Genomic DNA, 25,744 nt, shown 5'->3' on the forward strand with positions numbered 1-25,744 from the left:
GACGCAGAGGGCGGCAGGTCCGTCGCGCAGGACGAACCCGCCCTCCCTCACCCCCGCAGCCGCGCCAGCATCCGCTCGACATGCGCGATCGGCGTCTGCGGGGTGATGCCGTGGCCGAGGTTGAAGATGTGGGGCGTGCCGGCGGTGGCCTCCCGGATCGCGTCCACCGCCGCGTCCAGGGCCTCGCCACCGGCGATCAGGGTCTCGGGATGGAGGTTGCCCTGCGTGACCACCGAGGCCGGCAGGCGGGCGCGCAACGCCTTCAGGTCCACCGCCCAGTCGACCCCGACCGCGTCGGCGCCGGTCTCCTCGGCCACGCGGGCATGGCCGTCGAGCCCCGAGCCACGGGCGAAGACGATGATCTTGGCGCCGGGCACCCGGGCGCGGATGCCGGAGACCATCCGGGCGATCGGCTGGAAGCTCCAGCGCGCGAGCGCGTCGCCGGCCTCCCCGGCGGGCACGTCCGGCAGGCTGCCTGCATGGCTCTCGAAGATCTGCACCGCGTCGGCGCCGGCCTCGAACTGGCGCACCAGGTACTCGGTCGAGACCGCGACCAGCCGGTCGATTAGGGCGTCGAGGAGGGCGGGGTCGCGGGCGGCGAGGGCCCTCGCCGGCGCGAGATCCGGCGTGCCGCGCCCGCCGATCATGTAGCTCGCCACGGTCCAGGGCGCGCCGCAGAAACCGAGCAGCGTCGTCTCGGCCGGCAGCTCCGCCCGCAGGCGCGAGACGGTGGCGAAGACGGGCTCCAAGTGGCGCATCACCCGCGGGTCGCCCGCCCCGATCAGCGCATCGAATTCGGGCCGGCCGGCGAGCGGGTCGAGGCGGGGCCCCTCCCCTTCCACGAAGCGCACGTCCTGGCCGAGGGCGTGGGGCACCACCAGGATGTCGGAGAAGAGGATCGCCGCCTCGAAGCCGAAGCGGCGGATCGGCTGAAGGGTGACCTCGGTGGCGAAGTCGGGGTTGTAGCACAGGTCGAGGAAGGAGCCGGCCTCGGCCCGCACCGCCCGGTATTCCGGCAGGTAGCGCCCGGCCTGGCGCATCATCCAGGCCGGCGGCGGCGACAGGGCCTCGCCGTTCAGCACCCGCAGGAGCGGCCGCTCCGCGCCCCCCCGTCCGGCTCCCGCGGTCCCGCCCATGCTCTGCCCCCCGAAAACCTTGTGCCGCCACGCCGGCGGCTCGCTTCCTATGCCGAGAACCGCTCCCCGGCGCCAGCCCGGCGCGTCGTCGCGACCCGCGGCGATCGCCGTCCCCACCCAGGCCTCTGAAAAGAAAAGAGAGATTCTAGGAATCTGTTTTTTCTATTGGGGGCAGGCGTCGTGGGCCTCCAGCGGCGTCCACAGCCCGTCCCCATCGCCGGTGCGTTAAGAGGGCTTTAACAGATTTGCTCCATTGTCGAAGGATCGCGAGAGTCCCGTGGGGCTTAGGTCCCGTCGGACTCGAATCGGCGGTGTCGCGTCCCGGATTCTCCCACGGGCGGCCCGCCACGAGCGTTAACGGCCGGCCTGTTGAGGCACGGCGCCGTTAACCCACAGCCCTCGCGCCTGGACCTCGCTTCGTCGGCGCATTATCCACACTCATCGACTCCGCGCGGCCGATCGGTGGACGACAGGCCGGGCGCCGGAATCGGTGCGTCCGCCGCGCTTGAGCGGCGAGCCCGGGGAGCCCGCGTGGTCCGCAGCTACTTCCACCTCCACCTCGTGTCGGATTCCACCGGCGAGACCCTGATCAATGTCGGCCGCGCGGCGGCGGCGCAGTACGAGGGGGTCTCGGCGATCGAGCACGTCTATCCCCTCGTGCGCTCCGGCACGCAGCTCGAACGGGTGATCAACGAGATCGAGCAGGCACCCGGCATCGTGCTCTACACCCTGGTCGGGCGCGAGCTGACCGAGCGGCTGGAGGAGGCCTGCCGGGCCACCGGCTCGCCGCTGCTCTCGGTGCTGGAGCCGGTGCACCGGCTGCTGCAATCCTATCTCGGCACCCACTCCACCGCCCGGCCGGGCGCGCAGCACATGCTGAACGCGGAGTACTTCAAGCGCATCGACGCGATGAACTTCACGCTCGCCCACGACGACGGCAACCTGCCGCTCGACCTCAACGAGGCGGACGTGATCCTGCTCGGGGTGAGCCGCACCTCGAAGACGCCGACGGCGATCTACCTCGCCAATCGCGGCCTGAAGACCACCAACATCCCGCTGATCCCCGGCGTGCCGCCGCCGGCGGTGCTGGAGACCCTGCGCCAGCCGCTCATCGTCGGGCTGATCGCCTCGCCGGAGCGGATCGTGCAGATCCGCCAGAACCGCCTGCTCAGCCTCAAGGCCGACGATTCCTCCTCCTACGTCGACCGCGACGCGGTGGCGAACGAGATCGCCTCCTCGCGCCGGCTCTTCGCCCGCAACCGCTGGCCGGTGATCGACGTCACCCGGCGCTCGATCGAGGAGACGGCGGCGGCGATCGTCGATCTCCACCGCGAGCACCGGCTGAAGTTCATCGCCAACTAGACGCCGATGCCGCACGCTCCCTCCCTCTGGCGCGGGTCCGCGCCGCTCCTCCTCGCCTCGACCAGCCCGACACGGCGCGCCCTGCTCGCCTCCGCCGGCCTGGCCGTGGACATCCAGGCGCCCGGCGTCGACGAGCGCGCCGTCGAGGCGGAGGCCGCCGGCCTGTCGCCCGAAGCCCTCGCCGGCCGCCTGGCCGCCGCCAAGGCCGGCGCGGTCGCCGCGCAGAGGCCCGACCGGGTGGTGATCGGGGCCGACCAGGTGCTCGACCTCGACGGCACGGTCTTCCACAAGCCCGCCGACCGGGCGGGGGCGGCCGTCCACCTCGCGCGGTTGCAGGGGCGCACCCACGCCTTGCATTCCGCCGTGGCCCTGGCCGTCGGCGGCGCGGTGGTCGAGCGTTTCGTCGCGACCGCGCGGCTGACGATGCGGCCCCTCGATGAGGCGGGCATCGCCGCCTATCTCGACGCCGCCGGGCCCGCCGTCACCGGCAGCGTCGGCGCCTACCAGCTCGAGGGCGTCGGCATCCACCTGTTCGACCGCATCGAGGGCGACCACTCGACCATCCTGGGCCTGCCGCTCCTGCCCCTGCTCGCGCGTCTGCGCGGGCGGGGCCTGCTGGCGTTCTGAGACGATGTTCCGATGACGACCCCGCATCCCCGAGCCTTCGTGGTGGGCCACCCGATCGCCCATTCCCGCTCGCCGCTGATCCATGGCCACTGGCTCGCCGAGCACGGCCTGCCCGGCTCCTACGAGCGCGTCGACGTCCATCCCGACGCCTTCCAGGACTTCATCCGCAGCCTTGGGGCAGAGGGCTGGGTGGGGGGCAACGTCACGATCCCGCACAAGGAGGCGGCCTTCCGCCTCGTCGAGGTGCTGACCCCGCGGGCCGAGCGGATCGGTGCCGTCAATACGCTGTGGTTCGAGGACGGGCGCCTCTACGGCGACAACACCGACGCGCCGGGCTTCCTCGCCCATCTGGATGCCAGCCTGGGCGCGGGCTGGCCGGAGGCGACGGGCCTCACGGAGGGACGCGCCACCCTGGTGCTCGGCGCTGGCGGGGCGGCCCGGGCGATCCTGGTCGGGCTCCTCGAACGCGGGCTCTCCCGCCTGATCGTGGCGAACCGCAGCGCCGAGCGGGCGGAGAGCCTGACCGCCCTCGATCCGGCCCGGATCACCGCGGTTTCCTGGGATTCGGTGCCGGCCCAGCTTCCCGCCACCGGGCTCCTCATCAACACCACCGCCCTCGGCATGGCGGGCCAGGATCCGCTCACCCTCGATCTCGCGCCCCTGCCGGCCGCGGCGGCGGTGGCCGACATCGTCTACGTGCCGCTCGAAACCCCGCTCCTCGCCGCCGCCCGGGCCCGGGGGCTCGCAGGCGTCGACGGGCTCGGCATGCTGCTGCACCAGGCGGTGCCGGGCTTCGCCCGCTGGTTCGGCCGCACGCCCGAGGTCACGCCTTCCTTGCGCGCCCGCATCGTCGCCGACCTCGGGGGTCACGGGTGAGCCGGCCCGTCATCCTTGGCCTCACCGGCTCGATCGGCATGGGCAAGAGCGCCACCGCGGCGATGTTCCGCGCGCGCGGAGTGCCGGTCCACGACGCCGATGCCTGCGTGCACGCCCTCTACGGTCCGGGCGGGGCTGCCGCGTCGGCCATCGGCGCGGCATTTCCCGGGACGCTCGCCCCCGACGGGTCGGTCGACCGCGTCGCCCTGCGCAAGGCGGTGCTCGGCGAGCCGGACCGCCTGCGCCTCCTCGAATCCCTGGTCCATCCCCTGGTGCGGGCGGCGCGGGACGCCTTCCTCGCCACCCATGCGTCGGCGCCCCTCGTCGTCCTCGACGTGCCGCTCCTGTTCGAGACCGGCGGCGAGGCGGGTTGCGACGCCGTCGCGGTGGTCACCGCCCCGCCCGAGGTGCAGCGCGCCCGGGTGCTGGCCCGGCCGGGGATGACGGAAGACGCCTTCGCGCAGATCCTCACGAAGCAGATGCCCGACGCCGAGAAGCGCCGGCGCGCCGACTTCCTGATCGAGACCGATCGGGGCTTTCCCCAGGCCGAGGCGCAAGTCGAGGCGGTGATCGCCGCCGTGACGGCGAGGCGGGCCGGTTAACGCTTCGTCGCTACACAAGGCCCGAACACCTCTCTCGAAGGGAGCCGCACGATGCTGCGCGAGATCGTCCTCGATACCGAGACCACCGGCACCGAGGCCAAGACCGACCGGCTGATCGAGATCGGCGGGATCGAGCTTCTCAATCACATCCCGTCGGGCCGCGAGTTCCACCGCTACATCAACCCGCAGCGGCCGGTCTCGGAGGGCGCGTTCCGGGTCCACGGCCTCTCGGACGCCTTCCTCGCCGACAAGCCGCTCTTCGCGCAGATCCTGCCCGACTTCCTGGAGTTCTGCGGCGACGCGACCCTGGTGATCCACAACGCCGCCTTCGACGTCGGCTTCCTCAACGCCGAATATGCCCGCCTCGGCGACAGGGCCCCGCCGGCGATCGAGCTGGCATCCGTCGTCGACACCCTGGCGATCGCCCGCCGCAAGCATCCGGGCGCGGCCAACAACCTCGACGCGCTCTGCTCGCGCTACGGCATCGACAATTCCCGCCGCACCAAGCACGGCGCGCTCCTCGACGCGCAGATCCTCGCCGAGGTCTATATCGAGCTTCTGGGTGGTAAGCAGACGACGCTCGGGCTGACGGTCGAGGGCCAAGCCGGCCCGTCCGGGCCCTCGTTGCGGGCTGCGCCGATCGCGCATGGCCCCCGCCCGACCCGCAGCCGCCTCACCGAGGCCGAGCTGGCGGCCCATGCCGCCTTCGCGGCGGGGCTGGGGGAGAAGGCGGTCTGGCGGGATTACCTCGGGGAGGCGGGGTGAGGCTTCCGCGTGGACCGGGGATTGCGGCAGGCGAGAAGAGTAAAAATCCTCGCAGGATCGTCGCATGAAGGCGTTCAAGTTTCATGGCAGCGCACTAAGCACCATTCGCCGAAGTAGCCGCCGGTTCGGCGGCGAAAATGATGCGCAAACAAGGAGCTGAGCAGAGTTGCCCGATGCAGATCTGCTTAGACGATCTGCGTGCCGTCCCGTACGCGGCGCGTCGTGACGCGGGATATCAGCTCGACAAAGTTCAGAACGGGCGGAGGGCAGGGTGAGGCGTGGGCTGACATACGCCCTGATGGCGGCAGGAGCGCTGCTCCTGATCGTCGCCGGCCTGCCGATCCTCCTCGTGGGATGGATGATGTGGAGCAACGACAGGGTCGGCGAGTTCCGCGACGCGGCGACGGCGGAACTGCCCGGCCTGAGCGTCACGCTCGAGCGACGGTTCGCTCATCCGTTCCTGGCGGAATATTACCGCAGCCTGACGGTGAAGCAGGCAGGCGGCGGTGAAGCCCGGCTCGACATCGGCATGGATACGGGCGGATTGACCCGCGTCGGGGTTTGTCGCTCCGGAACGGGCAGCATCCTCGTTCACGACGCCTTGGGCACCACCGAGGCGGCGACGGGGACGACAGCCCCCTCGCTCGCGCGGCGACCGGCCCTCAAGGAGAAGTGCCCGGCGTTTCTGGGGTCTTTCGACGTGGATGCGAAGCACGACCTCGCCTTCACGCCGGCCATGCCGACTCTGAAGGATGGCCATCGTCCCTGATGCGGGTGCGGCGAACAATCCCGTGAAGGAGCGTGCCATCGCCCGCATAGGCAACGCGAGCCTCGCGATGCCGGCTCGAGGCGATGACCGGGCGCGCTCTGCCCGGGCATCGTCGTTGTCCGTCGCCTCGACGTTCCGGGGGCCCGGAACGTCTCCAGAGACGCGATATCTACTCCGCCGCCTTCATGTAGCTCTCCACCGGCGGACACGCGCAGACCAGGTTGCGGTCGCCATAGGCATTGTCCACCCGGTTGACCGGCGGCCAGTACTTGTCGACCCGGAAGGCGCCGGCCGGGAAGCAGGCCGCCTCGCGGGAATAGGGCCGCTCCCAGGGACCGATCAGATCTTCGACCGTGTGGGGGGCGTTCTTGAGCGGGTTGTCGGCCCGGTCCATCCGGCCCTCCTCGATGGCCCGGATCTCTTCCCGGATCGCCAGCATGGCGTCGCAGAAGCGGTCGATCTCGCCCTTGGTCTCGGATTCGGTCGGCTCGATCATCAGGGTGCCGGCCACCGGCCAGCTCATCGTCGGCGGGTGGAAGCCGCAATCGATCAGCCGCTTGGCGATGTCCTCGACGCTGACGCCCGCGCTCTTCATCAGCGGGCGGGCGTCGATGATGCATTCATGCGCCACGCGTCCGTGGGTGCCGGTGTAGAGCACGTCGTAGGCGCCGGCGAGGCGCCTGGCGATGTAGTTGGCGTTGAGGATCGCGATGCGCGTCGCCTGCGTCAGCCCGCGCCCGCCCATCAGCAGGCAGTAGCTCCAGGAGATCGGCAGGATCGCCGCCGAGCCGTACGGCGCGGCCGAGACCGAGAACTCGCGCCCGTCGGTTTCCACGTGGCCGGGCAGGAACGGGATCAGGTGCGCCTTGACGCCGATCGGCCCCATGCCGGGCCCGCCGCCGCCATGCGGGATGCAGAAGGTCTTGTGCAGGTTGATGTGGCTGACATCCGCCCCGATGTCCCCCGGCCGGGCGAGGCCGACGAGGGCGTTGAGGTTGGCGCCGTCGAGATAGACCTGGCCGCCATGGGCGTGGGTGACGTCGCAGATCTCCCGCACCGCCTCCTCGAACACCCCGTGGGTGGACGGGTAGGTGATCATGCAGGCGGCGAGGTTCTTTCCGTGCTGCTCGGCCTTGGCGCGGAAATCGGCCACGTCGACGTTGCCGTTGCGGTCGGCGCCGACCACCACCACATTCATGCCGCACATCTGCGCCGAGGCCGGGTTGGTGCCGTGGGCCGAGGATGGGATCAGGCAGATTGTGCGGTGCCCCTCCCCCCGCGACAGGTGGTAGGCGCGGATCGCCAGCAGGCCCGCATACTCGCCCTGCGCGCCGGAATTCGGCTGCATCGAGATCGCCGCGTAGCCGGTGATGTCGGCGAGCTTCTTCGAGAGATCGGCGATCATCTCGGCATAGCCCTCGGCCTGGTCCTTCGGCGCGAAGGGGTGCAGCTCCGAGAATTCCGGCCACGAGATCGGCAGCATCTCGGCGGTCGCGTTGAGCTTCATCGTGCAGGAGCCCAGCGGGATCATCGCCCGGTCGAGGGCGAGGTCCCGGTCGGCGAGGCGGCGCATGTAGCGCGTCATCTCGCTCTCGGCCCGGTTCATGTGGAAGATCGGATGGGTCAGGTAGTCCGACGTGCGGACGAGGTCCGCCGGCAGGCGCGGCTCGGGCCAGGATTCGTCATACGTCAGCGCATCGCCCCCGAAGGCGCGCCACACCGCCTCGACGATGTCGGGCCGGGTGCGCTCGTCGACCGTGATGCCGATGCGGTCGCTGCCGACTTTCCGCAGGTTGATCCCGTTGGCGACGGCGTTCTTCAGGATCACGCCCTGGAACGGCCCGACCGTGACGGTGATCGTGTCGAAGAAGGCGTCCGGATGGGTCTCGAAGCCGAGCTGGTTCAAGCCCGCGGCGAGCCGCGTCGCGTCGCGGTGGATGCGCATCGCGATCGCCTTGAGCCCGCGCGGCCCGTGGAACACCGCGTACATCGAGGCGATGACCGCGAGCAGCACCTGGCTGGTGCAGATGTTCGAGGTCGCCTTCTCGCGCCGGATGTGCTGCTCGCGGGTCTGGAGCGAGAGCCGGTAGGCGCGGTTGCCGCGGGAATCGACCGAGACGCCGACGATGCGCCCGGGCAGCGAGCGCTTGTGGGCGTCGCGCGTCGCCATGTAGGCGGCGTGCGGCCCGCCATAGCCCATCGGCACGCCGAAGCGCTGCATCGAGCCGACCGCGATGTCGGCCCCCATCTCGCCCGGCGGCTTGAGCACCGTCAGCGCCAGCGGGTCGGCCGCCACCACGGCGATGGCGCCCGCGTCGTGGAGCCTGGCGATCACGTCGGTGAAGTCGTGGGCGGCGCCCTCGACGCCCGGATACTGGAAGATCGCGCCGAAGACTGAGGCCGGATCGAGGTCGGTGAAGGGATCGCCGACGACGATGCGCCAGCCGAACGGCTCGGCCCGGGTCTTCAGGACCGCGATGGTCTGCGGCAGGCACTGCGCATCGACGAAGAACGTGTCGGGCTTGGCGCTCGCGATGCGGCGCGCCATGCCCATCGCCTCCGCGCTCGCGGTCGCCTCGTCGAGGAGCGAGGCATTGGCGATGTCGAGCCCGGTCAGGTCGCTGACGCAGGTCTGGAAGTTGAGCAGCGCCTCGAGCCGGCCCTGGCTGATCTCGGGCTGATAGGGGGAATAGGCCGTGTACCAGGCCGGGTTCTCGAAGATGTTGCGCTGGATCGCCGGCGGCATCGTGGTGCCGTGATAGCCCTGGCCGATCAGCGAGGTCAGCAGCTTGTTCTTGTTGGCGGTGGCGCGCAGGCGCTCGATCGCCCGCCGCTCCGACAGGGCGGCGCCGAACTCGGTCGCTTCGGTCTGGCGGATCCCCGCCGGCAGGGTCTCGTCGATCAGGGCGTCGAGGCTCGCGGCACCGACCACCTCCAGCATGCGGGCGATCTCGTCCACCGACGGGCCGATATGGCGGCGGTTGGCGAAGTCGTAGGGGTCGTACTTGTCCATCGGCATGGAAAGGTGCCTCGGTCGGAGCCCTGTCGGCGGCTCGAAATGCGAATGGCGGAACGTCGGGACGCTCCGCCCGTCGGGAGTGATCCTTTGGCCCGAGAGGTCAGGCCAGGGAGGCGCGGTAGGCGGCCTCGTCCATCAAACCGTCGAGCTGGGACGGGTCCGAGAGGCGCACGCGGTAGAGCCAGCCGGCGCCCTGCGGGTCGGTGCCGACGCTCTCCGGGTTGCTCACCGCGGCCTCGTTGACCTCCGTCACCTCGCCGTCGACCGGCGCGTAGACGTCGGAGGCGGCCTTGACCGATTCCACCACCGCGGCGGCAGCGCCCTTGGTCAGCGTGGCGCCGACCTTCGGCAGCTCGACGAAGACGAGGTCGCCGAGCTGCTCGGCGGCGTGGTCGGTGATGCCCACCGTCGCCACGTCGCCCTCCAGGCGCAGCCACTCGTGCTCGTCGGTATATTTCAGCATGGGATCGTCCTCTCCAAGCATCATTTCTCTGAAAGGATGCTCACGATGATGGATCGCGCAGAATGGCCCGAGGCCATTCTGCCTACGAGCGTTTGAAGCCGGCGGGGCGGAACGGCAACGGCACCACCGCGCAGGGCAGGCGCTGGCCGCGCACCTCGGCGAAGACCGGTGTGCCGGGAACCGCGAGCGCGCTCGGCACCACCCCCATGGCGATCGGCCCTTCCAGGCTCGGCCCGAAGCCGCCGGAGGTCACCCGGCCGACCGCCTCGGTCGCGTCGGCCGCCTCGTAGAGCGCGGCGCCCGCCCGCACCGGGGTGCGTCCTTCCGGCCGCAGGCCCACCCGCAGCCGCGACGGGCCGTCGGCGAGCTCGGCCAGGATGCGCTCGGCACCGGGGAAGCCCCCCGCCCGGTCCCCGCCGCGGCGGCGCACCTTCGGGATCGCCCAGGACAGGCCGGCCTCGACCGGCGAGGTGTCGTGGTCGATGTCCGAGCCGTGCAGGCACAGGCCCGCTTCGAGGCGTAAGGAGTCGCGCGCGCCGAGGCCGATCGGCTTCACCTCGGGGTCGGCGAGCAGCGCGCGGGCGAGCGCCACGGCGGAGTCGGCCGGCAGCGCGATCTCGAACCCGTCCTCGCCGGTATAGCCGGACCGGACGACCACGCCGTCCTCGCCCGCGAAGGTGACCGGCCGCGCATCCATGAAGCGCATCTCGGCGACCACCGGCAGGTGGCGGGCCAGCGCCGCTTCCGCCCCCGGGCCCTGGAGCGCGATCAGCGCCCGGTCGACCGGCTCGACGCTGCATTCGGTGCCGATCGCGTCGAGCAGGTGGGCGAGGCCGGCGGCCTTGTTGGCGGCGTTGACGATCAGCAGGTAGTGGTCGCCCACATTCGCGAGCATCAGGTCGTCGAGGATGCCGCCGCCTTGCGTCGTCAGGAAGCCGTAGCGCTGGCGTCCGGGCGCCAGTCCGACGACGTCGACCGGCAGCACCGTCTCGAGGGCGCGGGCGGCGTCGCCGAGATCGCCGGAGCGGGCCCGCACGGCGATCTGGCCCATATGGGAGACGTCGAACAGCCCGGCCGCCTTGCGGGTATGCAGGTGCTCCTTGAGGAGCCCGAGCGGGTATTGCAGCGGCATCATGTAGCCGGCGAACGGCACCATCCGGGCGCCGACCTCCTGGTGCAGCGCGTGCAGGGGGGTCTGGAGCAGGCTGAGGCCGGAGGCCGGATCGGCGGTCATCGCGAGGCTGTGTCCCGAGGCATGCGCGGGCGCAGATGGGCAGGCGACCCCGAAATCCCCTGCCGAAGCGGCCTCGGCGAGGGGAGCGACGGGAAGGCCGGCCCCGCACGGCCCGACTCTGGGCAGACCTTAGGACAAAGGTGGCATTGACGCTACCCGGTGAGCGACCCGGGAGGCCATATCGGACGCCTGGATGGGCGGAAGGCCGCCTCGCCGCGCTGCGGCAAGATCGACCGCGCACGACCGGTCTCGCGAAAATGTTTTGCGCTGACGCCCGGACCGGCGGCAAACGAAGCAGCTTCTGCCGCGACCGGGGGATTATCCTGGCGTGATCACAGGGAGGACCAGGGCCATGAGCGCGAGCGCCAAGCCGATCCCGGCCGTGCCGGTCAACGCGAACGAGCGCCCGAACGGGCAAGCCATTCTGGGACCGCGCGGCGTGGCCGATCCGGATCCGGCCGAGACCGCGGACTGGCTCGCCTCGCTCGAATCCGTCCTACGCCACGGCGGCGCGGCCCGGGCCCGCTTCCTGCTCGACCGGCTGGAGCAGAAGGCCCGGGAGATCGGTGTCGTCGAGGAGACGCCGCCCTACTCGCCCTACCGCAACACCATTCCGCTCGAGAAGCAGCCGCCCTATCCGGGCGACCTCGCGGTCGAGGAGCGCATCACCTCGATCATGCGCTGGAACGCCCTCGCCATGGTGGTGCGGGCCAATATGGCCTATGGCGAGCTCGGCGGCCACGTCGCCAGCTATGCCTCGGCCGCCGAGATCTTCGAGCTTGGTTTCAACCACTTCTTCCAGGCCGGCGACGCGTCTGGTGCGGGCGCCGACCTCGTGTTCTTCCAGCCGCATTCGGCGCCCGGCGTCTATGCCCGCGCCTTCCTGGAGGGACGGCTCTCCGAGACCAACCTGAAGCATTACCGCCAGGAGATCGCCGGCGAGGGACTCTGCTCCTACCCGCATCCCTGGCTGATGCCCGAGTTCTGGCAGGTGCCGACCGGCTCGATGGGCATCGGGCCGATGAACGCGATCTACCAGGCGCGCTTCATGCGCTACCTGAGCGACCGGGGCCTCGCCGACACCGCCGGCCAGCACGTCTGGGGCGTGTTCGGCGACGGCGAGATGGACGAGCCGGAATCGATCGGCGCCCTGACGCTCGCCGCCCGCGAAAAGCTCGACAACGTCACCTTCGTGATCAACTGCAACCTGCAGCGCCTCGACGGGCCGGTGCGCGGCAACGGCCAGATCATCCAGGAGCTGGAGAGCGTCTTCCGCGGCGCCGGCTGGAACGTCGTCAAGGTGCTGTGGGGCTCGGAATGGGACGCGATCTTCGCCCGCGACACCAACCACGCCCTGCTGCGCCGCTTCGCTGCCACCGTCGACGGCAAGTACCAGACGCTCGGGGCCAAGGACGGCGCCTACAACCTCGCCCACTTCTTCGGCGAGGACGAGGAGGTGAAGGCGCTGGTCTCCCACATGTCGGATGCCGACGTCGACAAGCTCAAGCGCGGCGGGCACGATTTCCGCAAGCTCTACGCGGCGTTCGCGGCGGCCAAGGCCGCTAAGGGCCGCCCGACCGTGATCCTGGCCAAGACCAAGAAGGGCTACGGCATGGGCGGCGCAGGCGAGTCGCGCATGACCGCCCACCAGGCGAAGAAGCTCGACACCGACGCCCTCAAGGCGTTCCGCGATCGCTTCGCCCTGCCGCTCACCGACGCGCAGGTCGAGGGGCTGGAATTCTACAAGCCGGACGAGAACAGCCGCGAGCTGCGCTACCTGCGCGAACGGCGCGAGACGCTCGGCGGCTTCCTGCCCAAGCGCCGGCGCACCGCCGCCCACGTCACGGTGCCGGACCTCAGCACTTACGCGGGCTTCGCGCTCGAGGCCGACGGCAAGGAGATGTCGACCACCACCGCGGCGGTGCGGCTGTTCAGCAGCCTGATCAAGCACAAGGAGCTGGGTCCGCGCGTCGTGCCGATCGTCGCCGACGAGGCGCGCACCTTCGGCATGGCCAACCTCTTCCGCCAGGTCGGCATCTACTCGCCGCTCGGCCAGCTCTACGAGCCGGAGGATGCCGGCTCGATGCTCTATTACAAGGAGTCGCGCGACGGGCAGCTCCTCGAGGAAGGCATCACCGAGGCCGGGGCGATCTCGTCCTGGGCCGCGGCCGCGACCTCCTACAGCGTCCACGGCCTCGCGATGCTGCCGTTCTACATCTACTACTCGATGTTCGGCTTCCAGCGCGTCGGCGACCTGATCTGGGCGGCGGCCGACCAGCGCGCCCGCGGCTTCCTCATCGGCGCCACGGCGGGCCGCACGACGCTTGGCGGCGAGGGCTTGCAGCACCAGGACGGGTCGAGCCACCTCGTCGCGGCGACGATCCCGAATTGCCGCGCCTACGACCCGGCCTTCGCCTACGAGATGGCGGTGATCCTCGACCACGGCGCCCGCGACATGATGGAGCGCGACGTCGACGCGTTCTACTACGTCACGGCGATGAACGAGAACTACGCCCAGCCGTCGATGCCGGAGGGCGTGCGCGACGGGATCATCCGCGGGATGTACCGTTTCGCCGGCTACGGAGATGGTGAGCCGGCTATTCGACTCCTCGGCTCGGGGGCGATCCTGCCCGAGGTCATCGCCGCGGCGAAGCTGCTCGCCGAGGAATGGGGCATCGCGGCCGAGGTCCACAGCGTGACGAGCTTCAGCGAACTCGCCCGCGAGGCCCGCGAGGTCGAGCGCTCGAACCGGCTGAACCCGGGCCTTCCGCCGAAGCGCAGCCTGGTGGAAGAATCGCTGTCCGGCTCCGCGCCGGTCGTCGCCGCCACCGACTACGTGCGCGCCTACCCGCAGCTGATCGCGACCGCGATCCAGGCCCGCTACGTCACGCTCGGCACCGACGGCTTCGGCCGCAGCGACACCCGCAGCGCGCTCCGCGCCTTCTTCGAGGTCGACCGGCACCATGTCGCGGTGGCGGCACTCGCCGCGCTCGCCGACGAGGGCACTCTCGACCGGGCCAAGGTGGCGGAGGCGGTGGCCCGCTACGGCATCTCGTCGAACCGGCCGGCGCCCTGGACGGTGTGACGGACGCGACCGAGACCATGGCAGGGCGCTCCTCGGGAGCGCCCTGCCCGTGCATCCGTGCTCTCCGCCGCGGACTTAAGAACAGCTCTCCCGCCCGCCCCACGGGATTGACGCCCCCGAGAAGACGCGGCCTGATCCCCTCAATGCCGGTACGCGAAGCACCGGCCTCCAGGGGAGACGCACGGGATGGCGCGAGGCGCTGAGCAGGCCGTGGCGCGGAGCGTCACGAGGATCGGCCTCGACGAAGCCGCGCCCGACGATCCCGTGCGTGCGCGGCTCCACGCCTTGCGGACCGGCCTGGAAGCGGGCCTGATCGGCGCGTCCGGCCTCGTCGAGCGGCTCCTGATCGGGCTCCTCACCGGCGGTCACCTGCTGATCGAGGGGGCGCCGGGCCTTGCCAAGACCCGGGCGGTCAAGCGCCTCGCCGACGGTCTTGATACGGGCTTCGCCCGCATCCAGTGCACCCCCGACCTGATGCCCGCCGACCTCACCGGCACCAATGTCTGGCGGCCCGATGGCGGCCGGTTCGAGTTCCTGGCGGGTCCCCTGTTCCACTCCCTGGTGCTGGTCGACGAAGTCAACCGAGCGCCGCCCAAGGTGCAGTCGGCCCTGCTCGAAGCGATGGCCGAGCAGCAGATCACGGTGGCGGGCACCACCCATCCGCTGCCCGACCCCTTCATGGTGGTGGCGACCCAGAACCCGATCGAGCATGCCGGCACCTTCCCGCTGCCGGAGGCGCAGCTCGACCGGTTCCTGCTCCACGTCGTGGTCGAGATGCCCGACGAGGCGTCCGAGCGCCGCATCCTCGACCTCGTCGAGGGCGAGATGACCGAGGAGGTCGCGCCGATGCCGGTGCGCCTCACGGCGGAGGAGCTGCGCACCGCCCGCATGGCGGCGCTCAAGACCCATGTCTCCCCGGCGCTCAAGGATTTCCTGGTCCGCCTCGTCGCCGCCACCCGCGGCGGGCCGGCGGCACCGGACCTGCGCGGCGCCATCGAGCATCCGGTCTCGCCCCGCGGCACCCTGGCGCTCATGCTCGCCGGCAAGGCCCGGGCGTACCTGCATGGGCGCGACCACGTCGTGCCGGACGACGTCATGGCGCTCGCCGGCGACGCGCTGGCGCACCGCCTCGCCCTGACCTGGCGCGCCTCGGCGGACGGGCAGACCGCCCGCGCCCTGGTGGCCGGCCTGCTCGACCGGGTGCATCCCCTCTGAGGACTTTTGCCACCGTGGCGCGGCCGCTGCCCGAATCCGATCCGTTCGCCCAACCCGGCATCGTCCTCGAGGCCGGCGCCCTGATGGGCCTGCGCCATCTCGCCCGCCGCGGCGCCGGGGCGACGCGCCAGGGGCGCTCGGGGCTGCCCGGCGGCATCGTCACGCGGCGGCGCGGGCGCGGCACCGAGCCCGACGACGTGCGCCCGTGGGCCGAGGGGGACGACGTGCGCCACATCGACCGCAACGCCACCGCCCGCACCGGCACGCTGCACGTGCGCACCCACCACGAGGAGCGCGACCGCGCCGTGGTGCTGCTGGCGGATTTCCGGCCCTCGATGCTGTTCGGCACCCGCCGCGCCCTGCGCTCGGTCGCGGCCGCGGAGGCGCTGGTGCTGCTCGGCTGGCGCATCGCCGGCGATGGTGGCCGGGTCGGGCTCTGCGTCGCGGGAGCGGAGCCGGTGGCCCTCCCTCCGCGCGGTGGCGGGCGCGGCATGGCGGCCCTGTGCCAGGGCCTCGCCCGGGCGCATGCGAGCGCCCTCGCGGCCCCGCTCCACGCCGACCCGCTCCACGCCGACGCGCCTCTGGGCCCGGTGCTGGAGCGGGCGCGGGCGCTGCTGCCGGCGGGCGGGCACCTGGTGCTGGCGAGCGCCCTCGATGCTCCGGGCGAGGGTTTCTCGGACAGCCTCGCCGTCTTGGCCGAGCGCATTTCCGTCAGCCTGATCCTGGTGAGCGACGCTTTCGAGCGCGCCGCCCCGCCCGGCCTCTATCCCTACGCCACACCGGATGGCCGCCGCGGCACCGTCCGGATCGGCCGGGCGCGGCCGGTGCCGGAGGACCGGCTCGCGGCCTATGCCCGTCTCGGCCTCGCCTCCCTGCGTCTCGACACCGAGCTGGGCCCGGACGGGTTCGCCCCCTTGATGGAGCGGCTCGATGCCGTGCTGTGAGGCAGGACAGGCGGCGCAGGCCATCCAAGGCGGATTCCAAGGGGGACTCGCCGGCCTTCGCGGCCTGCATGCTCCGCCCGATCCGGGGCTGGTCCGGCCCGAGATCCTGGTCGCGGTCGCCCTCGGCCTGGCGCTCGCCGGCCTCGCCGCCTGGCTCCGGCCGCGCTGGCGCGCCCGCCCGATCCGCCGGGCGGCTTTGGCCGAGCTCGCCGCCGCCCGCGCCCTGCCGATCCTTGAGCGCCGTGTCGCCCTGGCGCGGTTGAGCCGGCGGCTCGCCCGCAGCCTCGGGGTCGAGGGACCGGCGGGGCTCGACGCTGCCCTTCGCACCGACTTCTTCGGAAGCGGCCCCGGCCGGGCGCTGACCGACAACCTCTACGCCCCGGCCCCCGCGCCCGATCTCGCCGCGGCGGAAGCCGGCCTCGCCCGGCTCCTCGCGCGCCTGCGGGCTTGAAGACGATGGTCGGCCTCGCCTCCCTCGATTTCGCGGCGCCGCTCGCCGGCCTGCTCCTGCCGCTGCCGCTTCTCGCCGCGCGGCTCCTGCCGCCGCGCTCCGGCGGCAGCGGGGCGCTCGCGGTGCCGCCCTCCCTTATCGCAGGGCTCGATCGCGGCGGGCCGCTCACCGTCGGCGCCCGGGGGCGCGCAGCCCTGACCTGGCTGCTCTGGGCCTGCCTCGTCGCGGCCCTCGCCGGCCCGCGGCTGGTGCTCCCGGGGGCCGCCCTCCCGGCTTCGGGCCGGGACATCGTGCTCGCCCTCGATCTCTCGGGCAGCATGGAGCGGATCGATTTCGCCCTCGACGGGCGCACCACCTCGCGGCTCGCGGCGGTCAAGCGCGTCGGGGCCGAGTTCATCCGCCGCCGGGCCGGCGACCGGGTCGGCCTCGTGATCTTCGCCGACCAGGCCGATGTCGCCGCAGCCCCCTCCTTCGACACGCGGGCCGTCGCCCGGGCGCTGGAGGAGGCGCAGATCGGCCTCGTCGGACGCTCGACCGGGATCGGCGACGGTCTCGGCCTCGCCTTGAAGCGCCTCGACGCCCTTCCGGGCCCGGCGAAGGTGGTGGTGCTGCTCTCCGACGGCGCCAACAATGCCGGCCAGACCACGCCGCGGGACGTGGCCGTGCTTGCCCGCGACCTCGGCATCCGGGTCCACACCATCGCCCTCGGCCCCCGCGACCTCGCCGATGCCGACGGCGAGCAGGACGTGGTCGATTCGGAGGCGCTGCGCGACGTCGCGGCGACGAGCGGCGGCCGCTTCTTCCGCGTGCGCACCACCGAGGATCTTGCGGGCGTGGCCGACAGCATCGACGCCCTGGAGGGCGGGCGCGACCGGGCCCCGCCGGTTCCCTTGCGCCGCGACCTCTGGCCGTGGCCCGGCGCGGTGGCGCTCCTCTCAGGCCTCGCCCTGCTGCTGACGCGGAGGGCGGCGTGACCGAGGCCTTCACCCTCCTGCGTCCCTGGTGGCTCCTCGCCCTGCCGCTCCTCGGGCTCCTGGCCTGGCGCGCCGCCCACCGTGCCGCGCCGCTCGGCGACTGGATGCGGGCGGTGGAGCCGCACCTGATGGCGGCGCTCCAGGCTCGCGGCGCGGTGCGGCCCGGGCGCCGCTCCGGGCAGGCGCTGCTGGTGCTGGCGGCCATCCTCGTCGCCCTCGGCCTCGCCGGCCCGGCCCGGGAGCGCCGCGACGTGGCAGGGTTCCGCAACCTCGACGCCGCGATCATTGCCCTCGACCTGTCGCGCTCGGTCGCCGAGGGCGGGCGTCTCGGCGAGGCGCGGGCGCTGGCGCAAGGACTGGCCGAGGCCGCCGGTACCAAGTCCGTCGCGGTCATTGCCTATGCGGGCGACGCCTACCTCGTGGCGACGCCGACCACCGATCGCGACTCCTTGAGCACGATCCTGTTCGCCCTCGACGGCGCCACCGTGCCGGACCGCGGCAGCCACCCGGCGCGCGCCCTGGCGCTCGCCCGCCGGACGCTCGCCGAGGGCGCGGTGGTGACCGGCGACGTGGTGCTGGTGAGCGACGGCGGCGGCCTCGACGAGGCCAATTCCCGCGAGGCGACTTCGCGCGAGGCGGCGGCGCTCCGGGAGGAGGGCCACCGGCTGCACACCGTGCTGGTGCCGGGCCCCGCCCTGCCGCCCGAAGCGCCGCGGCCGGACGGTTCCGGCCTGTCCCGCCTCGCCTCCCTCGGCGGCGGCGCGGCGGGCAGCCTCGATGCGCCGGGTCCGGTCCTGGCAGCTGTGTCCGAGACGGTCGCCCGCCATCTGGCCGAGGGCGGCTACACGGTGCTGGCCTGGCAGGATCTCGGCCGCTGGCTCGCCGGCCTCGCGCTGGTGCCGGTCCTGCTGCTCTTCCGGCGGAGCGCCTGATGCGGACCCTCTTCCTCGCCGCCGGGGGCCTCGCCCTGGCCGGGCTGATCGTCGAGCCCGCCGCCCTCGCCCGCCTCCTCCTCGGGGCCGGCCTGCCGGGGCTGGCGGCGCAGGTCAGCGACGACCCGGCCTGGCGGGGCACCGCCCTCTACGCCGCAGGCCGCTACGCGGAGGCCGCCGCGGCCTTCGCGGGATCGCCCTACAACCGGGGCAACGCGCTGGCGCTGGCCGGCGACCTCAAGGGCGCGCTTGCCGCCTACGACGCGGCGCTCGCCCGCGACCCGGCGGACGAGGATGCCAAGGCCAACCGCGAAGTGGTGGCGCGCCTCCTCGACACGCCGGATGCTCCCGGCGGCCGCACCGCCGGCCAGGCGAACGCCCAGGCCGACGCTGCCACCCGCTACGCCACCAAGACCGAATCCGACGCCGACGACCCCGGCACTGCCTCCACCGGCGACGGCCTCGCCGGCCACCGCGAGGCCTCTTCGGCCGCCGACTCGCCGGGCAACTCGAAGGCCGCGCGGACCGGCCGGGCCGAGCAGCGGGCGGTCGATCCCGGCCGCGGCCAGGCGCGGGGATCGGCCAGCGACGCGGAGGGCGGCGGGCGCCGGGGCGGCGGCAATGCCAGCGTGTCCGAGGTGGTGGAGCGCGAGGTGCGCCGGGTCTCGAAGAGCTTCGAATCGCGAGAAATCCGCCCCGACCGGCACTGGCTCGCGACCCTGACCGACGATCCGGGCCGCTTCGTCTCCCTGCGCATCCTCGCCGAGCAGACCCGCCGGCGCGAGGCCGGCACCGCCGTGCAGCCCGGAAGCAACCCGTGGTGAGGCGATCCATGGCAAGGCACCCCCTGGCGGGATGGTTCCTCCTCGCCGGCCTCCTCGCCGCCTCGCCGGCTTTGGCCCTGGAGGAGGGCGACCTCGCGCTCTCGGTCACGGCCGAGGTGCCGGGCGGCGCCGTGCCCTATCCGCGCGAGATGGTCCTGCTGCGCATCCGCGGCACCTACCGGGCGCAGATCGCGCTGGAGGATCTGCGCCAGCCGAGCCTGCCGCATTTCGGCTGGACCCAGCTCGGCCGCGACCGCTGGTTCCGCACCACGATCCAGGGCCAGGAGGCGCGCGGCTTCGAGCGCACCGTCGCGGTGTTTCCGCAAGGCGCCGGCCGCTTCGTCGTCGACCCCTTCGTGCACCGCCTGACCCTCGTCGATGGCGGCGAGCGCCGGCTGATCGAGGTGCGCTCGAACCCGCTGCCGATCGAGGTCGCGGCCTGGCAGGGCCCGGGCGGGCCGGACGCGCCCGAGCCCTGGTGGCTGCCGGCCGAAGGCCTGACGGTGACCGACGTCTGGGAGCCCGAGCCCGAGACCCTGAAGCTCGGCGAGCCGGCCCGCCGCACCGTGACGCTGGAGGCGCGCGGCCTCACCGCCGACGCCCTGCCGCCGCGGCCGGTGCTGCGCACCCGCGGCATCCTCACCTTCGCCGGGCCGGTCGAGCGCCAGACCCGCATCACCCCGGCGGGCCCGGTGGCCCGGGTGACCTATCGCTGGGACGTGCGCCCCGGCGTGCCGGAGCCGATCACCCTGTCGGCGATCGCCATCCCGTGGTTCGACACGAGGGCGCGGGTGATGCGCGAGGCCGAGATCCCGGCCCGCATCGTCGGTGCCCGCGCCGCGAAGAGCACGGAGGTGGCGCCCCCTCCCCCGGCCTCCCCCTGGCGGGCGCTCGTCGCGGGGCTCGCCGCCTTCGGGCTGGGCTTGAGCGCCTGGGGATTCTCCCGCCACCGCGAGGCGCTGGCCGCCCCGGCCCTGCGGGCGCTCGCCCGGGCCGCCCGGCGGCGCGACGCGCGCGGGTTCCACGCCGCCCTCAGCCATGCCGCCCGCCGCGATCCCGCCCTCGCCGCTGCCTGGCGCGCCGATCCCGGCCTCGCCCCGCGCCTCGCCGCCCTCGATGCGGCATTGTTTGGCCGCCGCGATGCCCCGGTGCCGGACCTCGCCGGCCTCGCCCGGGACCTCGGGCGAATCCGGCCGCCCGCCGCGACGCCGGACGGCCTCGCCCCCCTCGACGGCCCGAGCCCGGCGAGGCGCTGACGGCTCGCCGGCATGCGCCGCACCCGGTTGCCTCGACCGGCATCGACCCTGCATACCGTCCGCTCGACACCAAGCAGACTCGCGTTGGCGGGCCGACGCTTCGTCCGCTTAGGTTCTTGTTTTGTCGCAGATTTTCGTCGCAAAACCGGCAACCACTTTTGGGAAATCTGCTTAGCAGGGTCGCGACCGTCATGACCGAGACCACCCCCCGCCTCGGCGCCCGCGTGATGGCGCTGATCGACGACCTCGCCCGCCACACCGACGAGCCCGGACGGCTGACCCGGCTCTACCTCTCGCCGGCCCACCGGGCGACGGCCGAGGCGGCGCTCGGCCTGATGCGGGAGGCGGGGCTCGCTTCGCGGATCGACGCCGCCGGCAGCGTGGTCGGCCGGATGGAGGGGCGCGAGCCGGGGCTGCCGGCCCTGGTGCTCGGCTCCCACATCGACAGCGTGGTCGATGCCGGGCGCTACGACGGCCCGCTCGGCGTGGCGGCGGGCCTCGTCGTCGCCGAAGAGATTCGCGCCCGCAGCCTCGCCCTCCCCTTCGCCCTCGAGGTCGTGGCCTTCGGCGACGAGGAGAACGTGCGCTTCCCGACCTCGCTCTCGACCTCGAAGGCCTGGGCCGGGCAGTACAAATCCGAGTGGCTGGAGGGCCGCGACGCTGCCGGCACGACCTTGCGCGAGGCGCTGGTGGCGTTCGGCGGCGACCCGGACGGCATCCCGGCCCTGGCCCGGACGCCCGCGGCGATCGCCGGCTATCTCGAGGTCCACATCGAGCAGGGACCGGCGCTGGAAGCCGCGGCGCAGCCGGTCGGCGTGGTCTCCGGCATCGTCGGGCTCACCCGGGCGCGCTGCACCGTGACCGGCGAGGCGAACCACGCCGGCACCGTGCCGATGGGCCTGCGCCGGGACGCGCTCGCCGCCGCCGCCGAGATGACGCTCGCGGTCGAGCGCCTGGGCGAGGCGGTGCCGGGGGCGGTCGCGACGGTCGGGGCGCTCACGGTGGTGCCGGGAGCCGTCAACGTGATCCCGGGCCGGGTCGAGTTCAGCCTCGACCTGCGCGCGCCGGAGGATGCCGACCGCCTGAGCCTGTTTCAGGCGATCGAGGCGGAGTGCCGGGCGATCGCGCGGCGGCGCGCGGTGGGGTTCACGTCCGAGACCCACATGGACAACGCGGCGGTCGCCCTCGATCCGGGGTTCCAGGCCGCGCTCGACCGGGCGGCGCGGCGCCTCGGCTTTGCGCCCCTGCGGCTGCCCTCCGGCGCCACCCACGACGCGGTGGCGATGGCGGCGCTCGGTCCCTCCGCGATGCTGTTCGTGCGCTGCCGCGGCGGCATCAGCCACAACCCGGCCGAGTCGATCACCCTGGAGGATGCCGACGCGGCGACGCGGGTGCTGCTGGGCACGGTGCTCGACCTGGCGGGGGCGACGCCGTGATCGTAGGTCCGGCTGGAGAAATTGACGGAGCAGGAAAAGGCGCGGGTCCTCTCCTCTCCCCGCGGACGGGGACAGGAGAGATCCGGCGCCTCGTCTTCCCCCCCGACAAACCTGCACGGATCGAAACGAGACACCATTGATGCAGCAGGATGAGATGACAGCCGACATCGTGGTGGTCGGCGGCGGCATGGTCGGGCTGTCCTCCGCCATCGCCCTGAAGGATCGCGGGCAGGACGTGGTGCTCTGCGACCCCGGCGAGGCCCGGGCGCGCACCTCCTACGGCAATGCCGGCGTGGTCAGCCGCGGCTCGATCCTGCCCATGTCGGGCCCGGCCCTGTGGGGCAAGCTGCCGGCCTACCTGCGCAACGCCGATCCGGGCCTTCGCTTGCGCCACCGCCACCTCCTGCGGGTGATGCCCTGGGCGGTGCACTTCCTGGCGAGCGCCCGCACCTCCGCGTGGCGCCGGGCCGCCGATGCGCTGGCGCCGCTCACCAACGCCGCCTATCCGGAGCACCGGCGCCTCGCCGACCGGGCCGGCGTACCCCACCTCCTGCGCGAATGCGGCTGGGTGAAGCTCTACCGCACGGAGGCCGCCTTCGCGGGGGCGGGCCTCGAGCGCGAGATCCTGAGCCATCACGGCGTGCCGTTCGAGATCCTGGACGGACCGGAGATCCAGGCGCTGGAGCCGGCGCTGATCCGCCCCTTCGCCCGGGCGATGCTGCTGCCGGAGACCGGCGCCGTCGGCGATCCCGGCGGTCTCGTCGAGGCCGCCGAGCGGCTGTTTGCCGGCCTCGGCGGACGGACCTTGCGCACCACCGTGAGCCGCCTGGAGCCTCGGCCCGATGGCTGGCGCGTCGTCCATCCGGGCGGCGCGGTGCGGGCGCGCCAAGTGGTGCTGGCGACGGGGGCGGCGGCGCACGAGCTGTCGCGCCCGCTCGGCTACCGCTTCGCCTTCGCGGCCGAGCGCGGCTATCACCGCCATTACGCCCTGCAGCCCGACAGCCCGGCCCTCACCCGCCCGATCTATGACACCGGCGCCGCCTCGATCCTGTCGCCGATGGGCGAGGGCCGGGTGCGGGTGCTCTCCGGCGTCGAGGTCGCGGACCGTCACGCCGAGCCGGATGAGCGGCAGATCGAGGCGGCGGCGCGGGAGGCCGCCGGCACCGTGCGCCTCGGCCAGCCCCTCGACAACCGGCCCTGGCTCGGCTCGCGCCCCTCGACCCCGGACGGCCTGCCGGTGATCGGCCTCGCGCCACGCCATCCCGGCCTGATCTTCGCCTTCGGCCACGGCCATATCGGCCTCTCCACCGGCCCGATCACCGGCCAGCTCGTCGCCGACCTCGCCACCGGCCGCACGCCGGCGGTGCCGGTGGCGCCGTTCGCGCCAGGAAGGCTGCTCGGGTGGCCGCGGCTGTAGGCGATCGTTCAGGCTCCTCCCCCGTTCCGGGCCCGGAACGGGGAAAGCGGATTTCAGATGCGGGCCGCCCACGCGAGGCGCCGACGGCCCTGCTCCCTCAGAACCCGTACAACCGCGCCGGATTCTCCACCAGCACCCGGTGTCTGTCGGCCTCGTCCGGCACCCACTCGGCCAGGAGGTCGAGGAGGTCGCCGACATTCATCATGGGCCCCCAATGCGCCACGTGCGGCCAGTCCGAGCCCCAGACGCAGCGCTCCGGGGCCGCGGCGTGGATGGCGCGGGCGAACGGCACCGTGTCCGCGTAGGGCGGGCCGGCGACGGAGTTGCGGTAGGCGCCCGAGAGCTTGACCCAGGCGCCGTCGCGCACGAGCGAGACCAGGGTGTGGAAACCCTCGTCCCCGACCCCGCAGGAGGTCGGGAAATGGCCCATATGGTCGATGCAGAACGGCACCGGCAGCCGGCTCAGGCGGCCGGCCAGCGGCGGCAGGGCGCGGGCGTCGATCAGGAATTGCAGGTGCCAGCCCATCTCGCGGCAGAGGGCGCCGTAGGCCTCCACCGCCTCGAAGCCGACCCCGCCGCCATAGAGCACGTTGAGCCGCAGGCCCACCACGCCGGCCTCCTTCAGCGCCGCCAGCTCCGCCTCGGGCAGCCCCAGGGGAATGACCGCGATGCCGCGCAGGCGCCGCGGATGCGCCCGCAGCGTCTCCAGCATCAGCCGGTTGTCGGTGCCGTGGACGCTGACCTGGATCAGCACGCCGTGGGTCATGCCGGTGGCGTCGAGCATGCCGAGATAGGCCTCCGGCGTCGCCTCCGGCGGCGTGTAGCTGCGCGTCGCCACGAAGGCATGGGCCGGGGGCAGCCCGATCACGTGGGCGTGGGTGTCGACCGCGCCGGCCGGCACGGTGAAGCGGGTGGGCCCGCGCGGGTGCGGGGCGGGCCCGGGACAGTCGCGGATCTCAGGCATCGGCGTGCAGCACCTTTCCGCGGGTCTCAGGCAGGGCATAGGCCGTGAGGAAGAACACCCCGTAGGCGATGGCGGCGAAGATCGCGATGGCGCTCGCCAGGCTCATGCCGGCCGAGAGATAGCCGACGAGGGCCGGGAACAGGGCGCCGATGCCGCGGCCGAAATTATAGCAGAAGCCCTGGCCCGAGCCGCGCAGGCGCGTCGGGTAGAGCTCGGTCAGGAAGGCGCCCATGCCGGAGAAGTAGCCCGAGGCGAAGAAGCCGAGGGGGAAGCCCAGCACCCACAGGACCGCGTTCGAGAGCGGGAGCTGCGTGTAGACCAGGATCACCGCGATGGCGCCGAGGGAGAAGATCAGGAACAGGGGCCGCCGGCCGAGACGGTCGGCGAGCCAGGCCCCCGCCAGATAGCCGGCAAATGACCCGATGATCAGGGCGGCGAGGTAGCCGGTCGAGGAGACGACCGACAGGCCGCGCTCGGTGGTGAGGAAGCGCGGCAGCCAGGTGGTGATGGCGTAGTAGCCGCCCTGGCAGCCGGCCGACATCAGCGAGGCCAGCAGCGTGGTGCGCAGGAGCGGGCCGGAAAAGATCTCCCAGATGGCCGGGCTGTCGCCGGCGGCCCTGGCGCGGGCCCGGGTCTCGGCGGCGACCTTCGGCTCCTCGACGTAGCGGCGCAGGTAGAACACGAGGAGGGCGGGCGCCGCGCCGATCACGAACATCCAGCGCCAGGCGGTCTCCGGCGGCAGGATCGAGAACAGCACGGCCTGGGCCAGCACCGCCATGCCCCAGCCGATCGCCCAGCCCGACTGCACCGAGCCGACGGCCCGGCCGCGATACTGCGCCCGGATGGTCTCGCCCATCAGCACGGCGCCCGCCGCCCATTCGCCGCCGAAGCCCAAGCCCAGCAGCGCCCGGGCGATGAGCAACTGGGAAAAGTCCTGCGCGAAGGCGCAGACCAGCGAGAAGACCGAGAACCACAGGATGGTGATCTGCAGCGTCAGCACCCGGCCGATCCGGTCGGCGAGGTAGCCGGCGAGCCACCCGCCGAGAGCGGAGGCCAGCAGCGTCACGGTGGCGGCGAGGCCCGCGGTGCCGGCGTCCACGCTCCAGAGCTTGATGATCGTGCCGATCACCAGCGGGTAGATCATGAAGTCCATGCCGTCGAGGGCCCAGCCGGCGGCGCAGGCCCAGAAGGTGTGGCGCTCGGGAGGGGTCATGTCGCGGTAGAAGGCGGTGAGGCTGGCATCCTCCACCGCCACGGCATCTGGCACCGCGTCGTGGGCGGGCGTGGGCATCGGGTGCTCCCTGGACTCTGTTGTTAGATCTTACCGGCCCGTGCAGGGCCGAGCGGGAGCAAGGCACGAAATCGCGCCTCCTGCCACTGCGCCAGCGGGATC

22 protein-coding genes are annotated in these 25,744 nt (G+C 72.8%); 16 read left to right on the top strand and 6 right to left on the bottom strand.

All coding sequences use genetic code 11. The features are described from left to right. Positions 1-47: 47 nt before the first annotated feature. Positions 48-1,136 (bottom strand): uroporphyrinogen decarboxylase, encoded by a 1,089-nt coding sequence (gene hemE, locus DA075_RS12305; RefSeq protein WP_099953475.1) that lies wholly within the window; start codon positions 1,134-1,136, stop codon positions 48-50. Between the two features lie 531 nt (positions 1,137-1,667). Here hemE and DA075_RS12310 point away from each other — a divergent pair. The 6 genes from DA075_RS12310 to DA075_RS12335 all read left to right on the top strand — a co-directional run bounded on the left by DA075_RS12310 (position 1,668) and on the right by DA075_RS12335 (position 6,137). Continuing rightward, a complete protein-coding gene (locus tag DA075_RS12310) occupies positions 1,668-2,498 on the top strand; it encodes a pyruvate, water dikinase regulatory protein (RefSeq protein ID WP_099953476.1) in 831 nt (276 codons plus the stop codon). A 6-nt stretch (positions 2,499-2,504) separates the two neighbouring features. After that, positions 2,505-3,125 carry a Maf family protein gene (locus DA075_RS12315; protein WP_099953477.1) on the top strand — a complete coding sequence of 207 codons (621 nt, stop codon included), beginning with the start codon at positions 2,505-2,507 and terminating at the stop codon, positions 3,123-3,125. A 12-nt stretch (positions 3,126-3,137) separates the two neighbouring features. After that, positions 3,138-4,001, top strand: a complete 864-nt coding sequence (locus DA075_RS12320; RefSeq protein ID WP_099953478.1) for a shikimate dehydrogenase — start codon at positions 3,138-3,140, stop codon at positions 3,999-4,001. Next, positions 3,998-4,603 carry a dephospho-CoA kinase gene (coaE, locus tag DA075_RS12325; protein WP_099953479.1) on the top strand — a complete coding sequence of 202 codons (606 nt, stop codon included), beginning with the start codon at positions 3,998-4,000 and terminating at the stop codon, positions 4,601-4,603. The genes DA075_RS12320 and coaE overlap by 4 nt, the downstream gene beginning before the upstream one ends. A gap of 51 nt (positions 4,604-4,654) precedes the next feature. Then, positions 4,655-5,368, top strand: a complete 714-nt coding sequence (dnaQ, locus tag DA075_RS12330) for a DNA polymerase III subunit epsilon (protein WP_099953480.1) — start codon at positions 4,655-4,657, stop codon at positions 5,366-5,368. A 298-nt stretch (positions 5,369-5,666) separates the two neighbouring features. Next, positions 5,667-6,137 (top strand): hypothetical protein, encoded by a 471-nt coding sequence (locus DA075_RS12335; RefSeq protein WP_099953481.1) that lies wholly within the window; start codon positions 5,667-5,669, stop codon positions 6,135-6,137. Between the two features lie 169 nt (positions 6,138-6,306). On the opposite strand, the gene gcvP is transcribed toward DA075_RS12335, so the two are convergent. From gcvP to gcvT, 3 genes are all read right to left on the bottom strand, one after another. Further along, a complete protein-coding gene (gene gcvP / locus DA075_RS12340; RefSeq protein WP_099953482.1) occupies positions 6,307-9,156 on the bottom strand; it encodes an aminomethyl-transferring glycine dehydrogenase in 2,850 nt (949 codons plus the stop codon). A 100-nt stretch (positions 9,157-9,256) separates the two neighbouring features. Next, complete coding sequence (gene gcvH / locus DA075_RS12345; RefSeq protein ID WP_099953483.1) at positions 9,257-9,619, bottom strand: glycine cleavage system protein GcvH; 363 nt, start codon at positions 9,617-9,619, stop codon at positions 9,257-9,259. A gap of 82 nt (positions 9,620-9,701) precedes the next feature. Further along, positions 9,702-10,853, bottom strand: coding sequence for a glycine cleavage system aminomethyltransferase GcvT (gene gcvT / locus DA075_RS12350; RefSeq protein ID WP_099953484.1), 1,152 nt, complete (start codon positions 10,851-10,853; stop codon positions 9,702-9,704). Positions 10,854-11,205: 352 nt separating this feature from the next. On the opposite strand from gcvT, the gene mdeB reads away from it, so the two are divergent. The 10 genes from mdeB (at position 11,206) to DA075_RS12400 (ending at position 23,387) form a co-directional block, all read left to right on the top strand. Continuing rightward, on the top strand, positions 11,206-13,938 hold the full coding sequence (mdeB, locus tag DA075_RS12355) for an alpha-ketoglutarate dehydrogenase (protein ID WP_099953485.1): 2,733 nt from the start codon (positions 11,206-11,208) through the stop codon (positions 13,936-13,938). A 186-nt stretch (positions 13,939-14,124) separates the two neighbouring features. Beyond that, positions 14,125-15,153 (top strand): AAA family ATPase, encoded by a 1,029-nt coding sequence (locus DA075_RS12360; RefSeq protein ID WP_099953486.1) that lies wholly within the window; start codon positions 14,125-14,127, stop codon positions 15,151-15,153. Between the two features lie 83 nt (positions 15,154-15,236). Next, positions 15,237-16,097 carry a DUF58 domain-containing protein gene (locus tag DA075_RS12365; protein WP_099956560.1) on the top strand — a complete coding sequence of 287 codons (861 nt, stop codon included), beginning with the start codon at positions 15,237-15,239 and terminating at the stop codon, positions 16,095-16,097. After that, positions 16,084-16,548, top strand: coding sequence for a DUF4381 family protein (locus DA075_RS12370; RefSeq protein WP_099953487.1), 465 nt, complete (start codon positions 16,084-16,086; stop codon positions 16,546-16,548). The genes DA075_RS12365 and DA075_RS12370 overlap by 14 nt, the downstream gene beginning before the upstream one ends. A gap of 5 nt (positions 16,549-16,553) precedes the next feature. Beyond that, complete coding sequence (locus tag DA075_RS12375) at positions 16,554-17,522, top strand: VWA domain-containing protein (RefSeq protein WP_099956561.1); 969 nt, start codon at positions 16,554-16,556, stop codon at positions 17,520-17,522. After that, positions 17,519-18,454: a vWA domain-containing protein gene (locus tag DA075_RS12380; RefSeq protein WP_099953488.1), complete on the top strand. Its 936-nt coding sequence runs from the start codon at positions 17,519-17,521 to the stop codon at positions 18,452-18,454. The genes DA075_RS12375 and DA075_RS12380 overlap by 4 nt, the downstream gene beginning before the upstream one ends. Continuing rightward, a complete protein-coding gene (locus DA075_RS12385; RefSeq protein WP_099953489.1) occupies positions 18,454-19,278 on the top strand; it encodes a hypothetical protein in 825 nt (274 codons plus the stop codon). The genes DA075_RS12380 and DA075_RS12385 overlap by 1 nt, the downstream gene beginning before the upstream one ends. Before the next feature lie 8 nt (positions 19,279-19,286). Further along, positions 19,287-20,534, top strand: coding sequence for a BatD family protein (locus DA075_RS12390; protein ID WP_099953490.1), 1,248 nt, complete (start codon positions 19,287-19,289; stop codon positions 20,532-20,534). Positions 20,535-20,725: 191 nt separating this feature from the next. Further along, positions 20,726-21,970: an allantoate amidohydrolase gene (locus tag DA075_RS12395; protein ID WP_099953491.1), complete on the top strand. Its 1,245-nt coding sequence runs from the start codon at positions 20,726-20,728 to the stop codon at positions 21,968-21,970. Positions 21,971-22,109: 139 nt separating this feature from the next. After that, positions 22,110-23,387, top strand: a complete 1,278-nt coding sequence (locus tag DA075_RS12400) for an NAD(P)/FAD-dependent oxidoreductase (protein ID WP_099953492.1) — start codon at positions 22,110-22,112, stop codon at positions 23,385-23,387. 97 nt (positions 23,388-23,484) lie between these two features. On the opposite strand, the gene DA075_RS12405 is transcribed toward DA075_RS12400, so the two are convergent. Both DA075_RS12405 and DA075_RS12410 read right to left on the bottom strand, forming a co-directional pair. Then, positions 23,485-24,351 (bottom strand): amidohydrolase family protein, encoded by an 867-nt coding sequence (locus tag DA075_RS12405; protein ID WP_099953493.1) that lies wholly within the window; start codon positions 24,349-24,351, stop codon positions 23,485-23,487. Continuing rightward, positions 24,344-25,642 (bottom strand): MFS transporter, encoded by a 1,299-nt coding sequence (locus DA075_RS12410; RefSeq protein ID WP_099953494.1) that lies wholly within the window; start codon positions 25,640-25,642, stop codon positions 24,344-24,346. The genes DA075_RS12405 and DA075_RS12410 overlap by 8 nt, the downstream gene beginning before the upstream one ends. Positions 25,643-25,744: the final 102 nt, after the last annotated feature.

The sequence above is a fragment of the Methylobacterium currus genome, assembly GCF_003058325.1.
GTDB classification, from domain to species: Bacteria; Pseudomonadota; Alphaproteobacteria; order Rhizobiales; family Beijerinckiaceae; genus Methylobacterium; species Methylobacterium currus.

Excerpts from the sequence above, each read along its gene's own strand:
- hemE (WP_099953475.1), bottom strand. The coding sequence starts at position 1,136 with ATGGGCGGGACCGCGGGAGCCGGACGGGGGGGCGCGGAGCGGCCGCTC.
- DA075_RS12315 (WP_099953477.1), top strand. The coding sequence starts at position 2,505 with ATGCCGCACGCTCCCTCCCTCTGGCGCGGGTCCGCGCCGCTCCTCCTC.
- DA075_RS12320 (WP_099953478.1), top strand. The coding sequence starts at position 3,138 with ATGACGACCCCGCATCCCCGAGCCTTCGTGGTGGGCCACCCGATCGCC.
- dnaQ (WP_099953480.1), top strand. The coding sequence starts at position 4,655 with ATGCTGCGCGAGATCGTCCTCGATACCGAGACCACCGGCACCGAGGCC.
- DA075_RS12335 (WP_099953481.1), top strand. The coding sequence starts at position 5,667 with ATGGCGGCAGGAGCGCTGCTCCTGATCGTCGCCGGCCTGCCGATCCTC.
- gcvP (WP_099953482.1), bottom strand. The coding sequence starts at position 9,156 with ATGCCGATGGACAAGTACGACCCCTACGACTTCGCCAACCGCCGCCAT.
- gcvH (WP_099953483.1), bottom strand. The coding sequence starts at position 9,619 with ATGCTGAAATATACCGACGAGCACGAGTGGCTGCGCCTGGAGGGCGAC.
- gcvT (WP_099953484.1), bottom strand. The coding sequence starts at position 10,853 with ATGACCGCCGATCCGGCCTCCGGCCTCAGCCTGCTCCAGACCCCCCTG.
- mdeB (WP_099953485.1), top strand. The coding sequence starts at position 11,206 with ATGAGCGCGAGCGCCAAGCCGATCCCGGCCGTGCCGGTCAACGCGAAC.
- DA075_RS12360 (WP_099953486.1), top strand. The coding sequence starts at position 14,125 with ATGGCGCGAGGCGCTGAGCAGGCCGTGGCGCGGAGCGTCACGAGGATC.
- DA075_RS12365 (WP_099956560.1), top strand. The coding sequence starts at position 15,237 with ATGGGCCTGCGCCATCTCGCCCGCCGCGGCGCCGGGGCGACGCGCCAG.
- DA075_RS12370 (WP_099953487.1), top strand. The coding sequence starts at position 16,084 with ATGCCGTGCTGTGAGGCAGGACAGGCGGCGCAGGCCATCCAAGGCGGA.
- DA075_RS12375 (WP_099956561.1), top strand. The coding sequence starts at position 16,554 with ATGGTCGGCCTCGCCTCCCTCGATTTCGCGGCGCCGCTCGCCGGCCTG.
- DA075_RS12385 (WP_099953489.1), top strand. The coding sequence starts at position 18,454 with ATGCGGACCCTCTTCCTCGCCGCCGGGGGCCTCGCCCTGGCCGGGCTG.
- DA075_RS12390 (WP_099953490.1), top strand. The coding sequence starts at position 19,287 with ATGGCAAGGCACCCCCTGGCGGGATGGTTCCTCCTCGCCGGCCTCCTC.
- DA075_RS12395 (WP_099953491.1), top strand. The coding sequence starts at position 20,726 with ATGACCGAGACCACCCCCCGCCTCGGCGCCCGCGTGATGGCGCTGATC.
- DA075_RS12400 (WP_099953492.1), top strand. The coding sequence starts at position 22,110 with ATGCAGCAGGATGAGATGACAGCCGACATCGTGGTGGTCGGCGGCGGC.
- DA075_RS12405 (WP_099953493.1), bottom strand. The coding sequence starts at position 24,351 with ATGCCTGAGATCCGCGACTGTCCCGGGCCCGCCCCGCACCCGCGCGGG.
- DA075_RS12410 (WP_099953494.1), bottom strand. The coding sequence starts at position 25,642 with ATGCCCACGCCCGCCCACGACGCGGTGCCAGATGCCGTGGCGGTGGAG.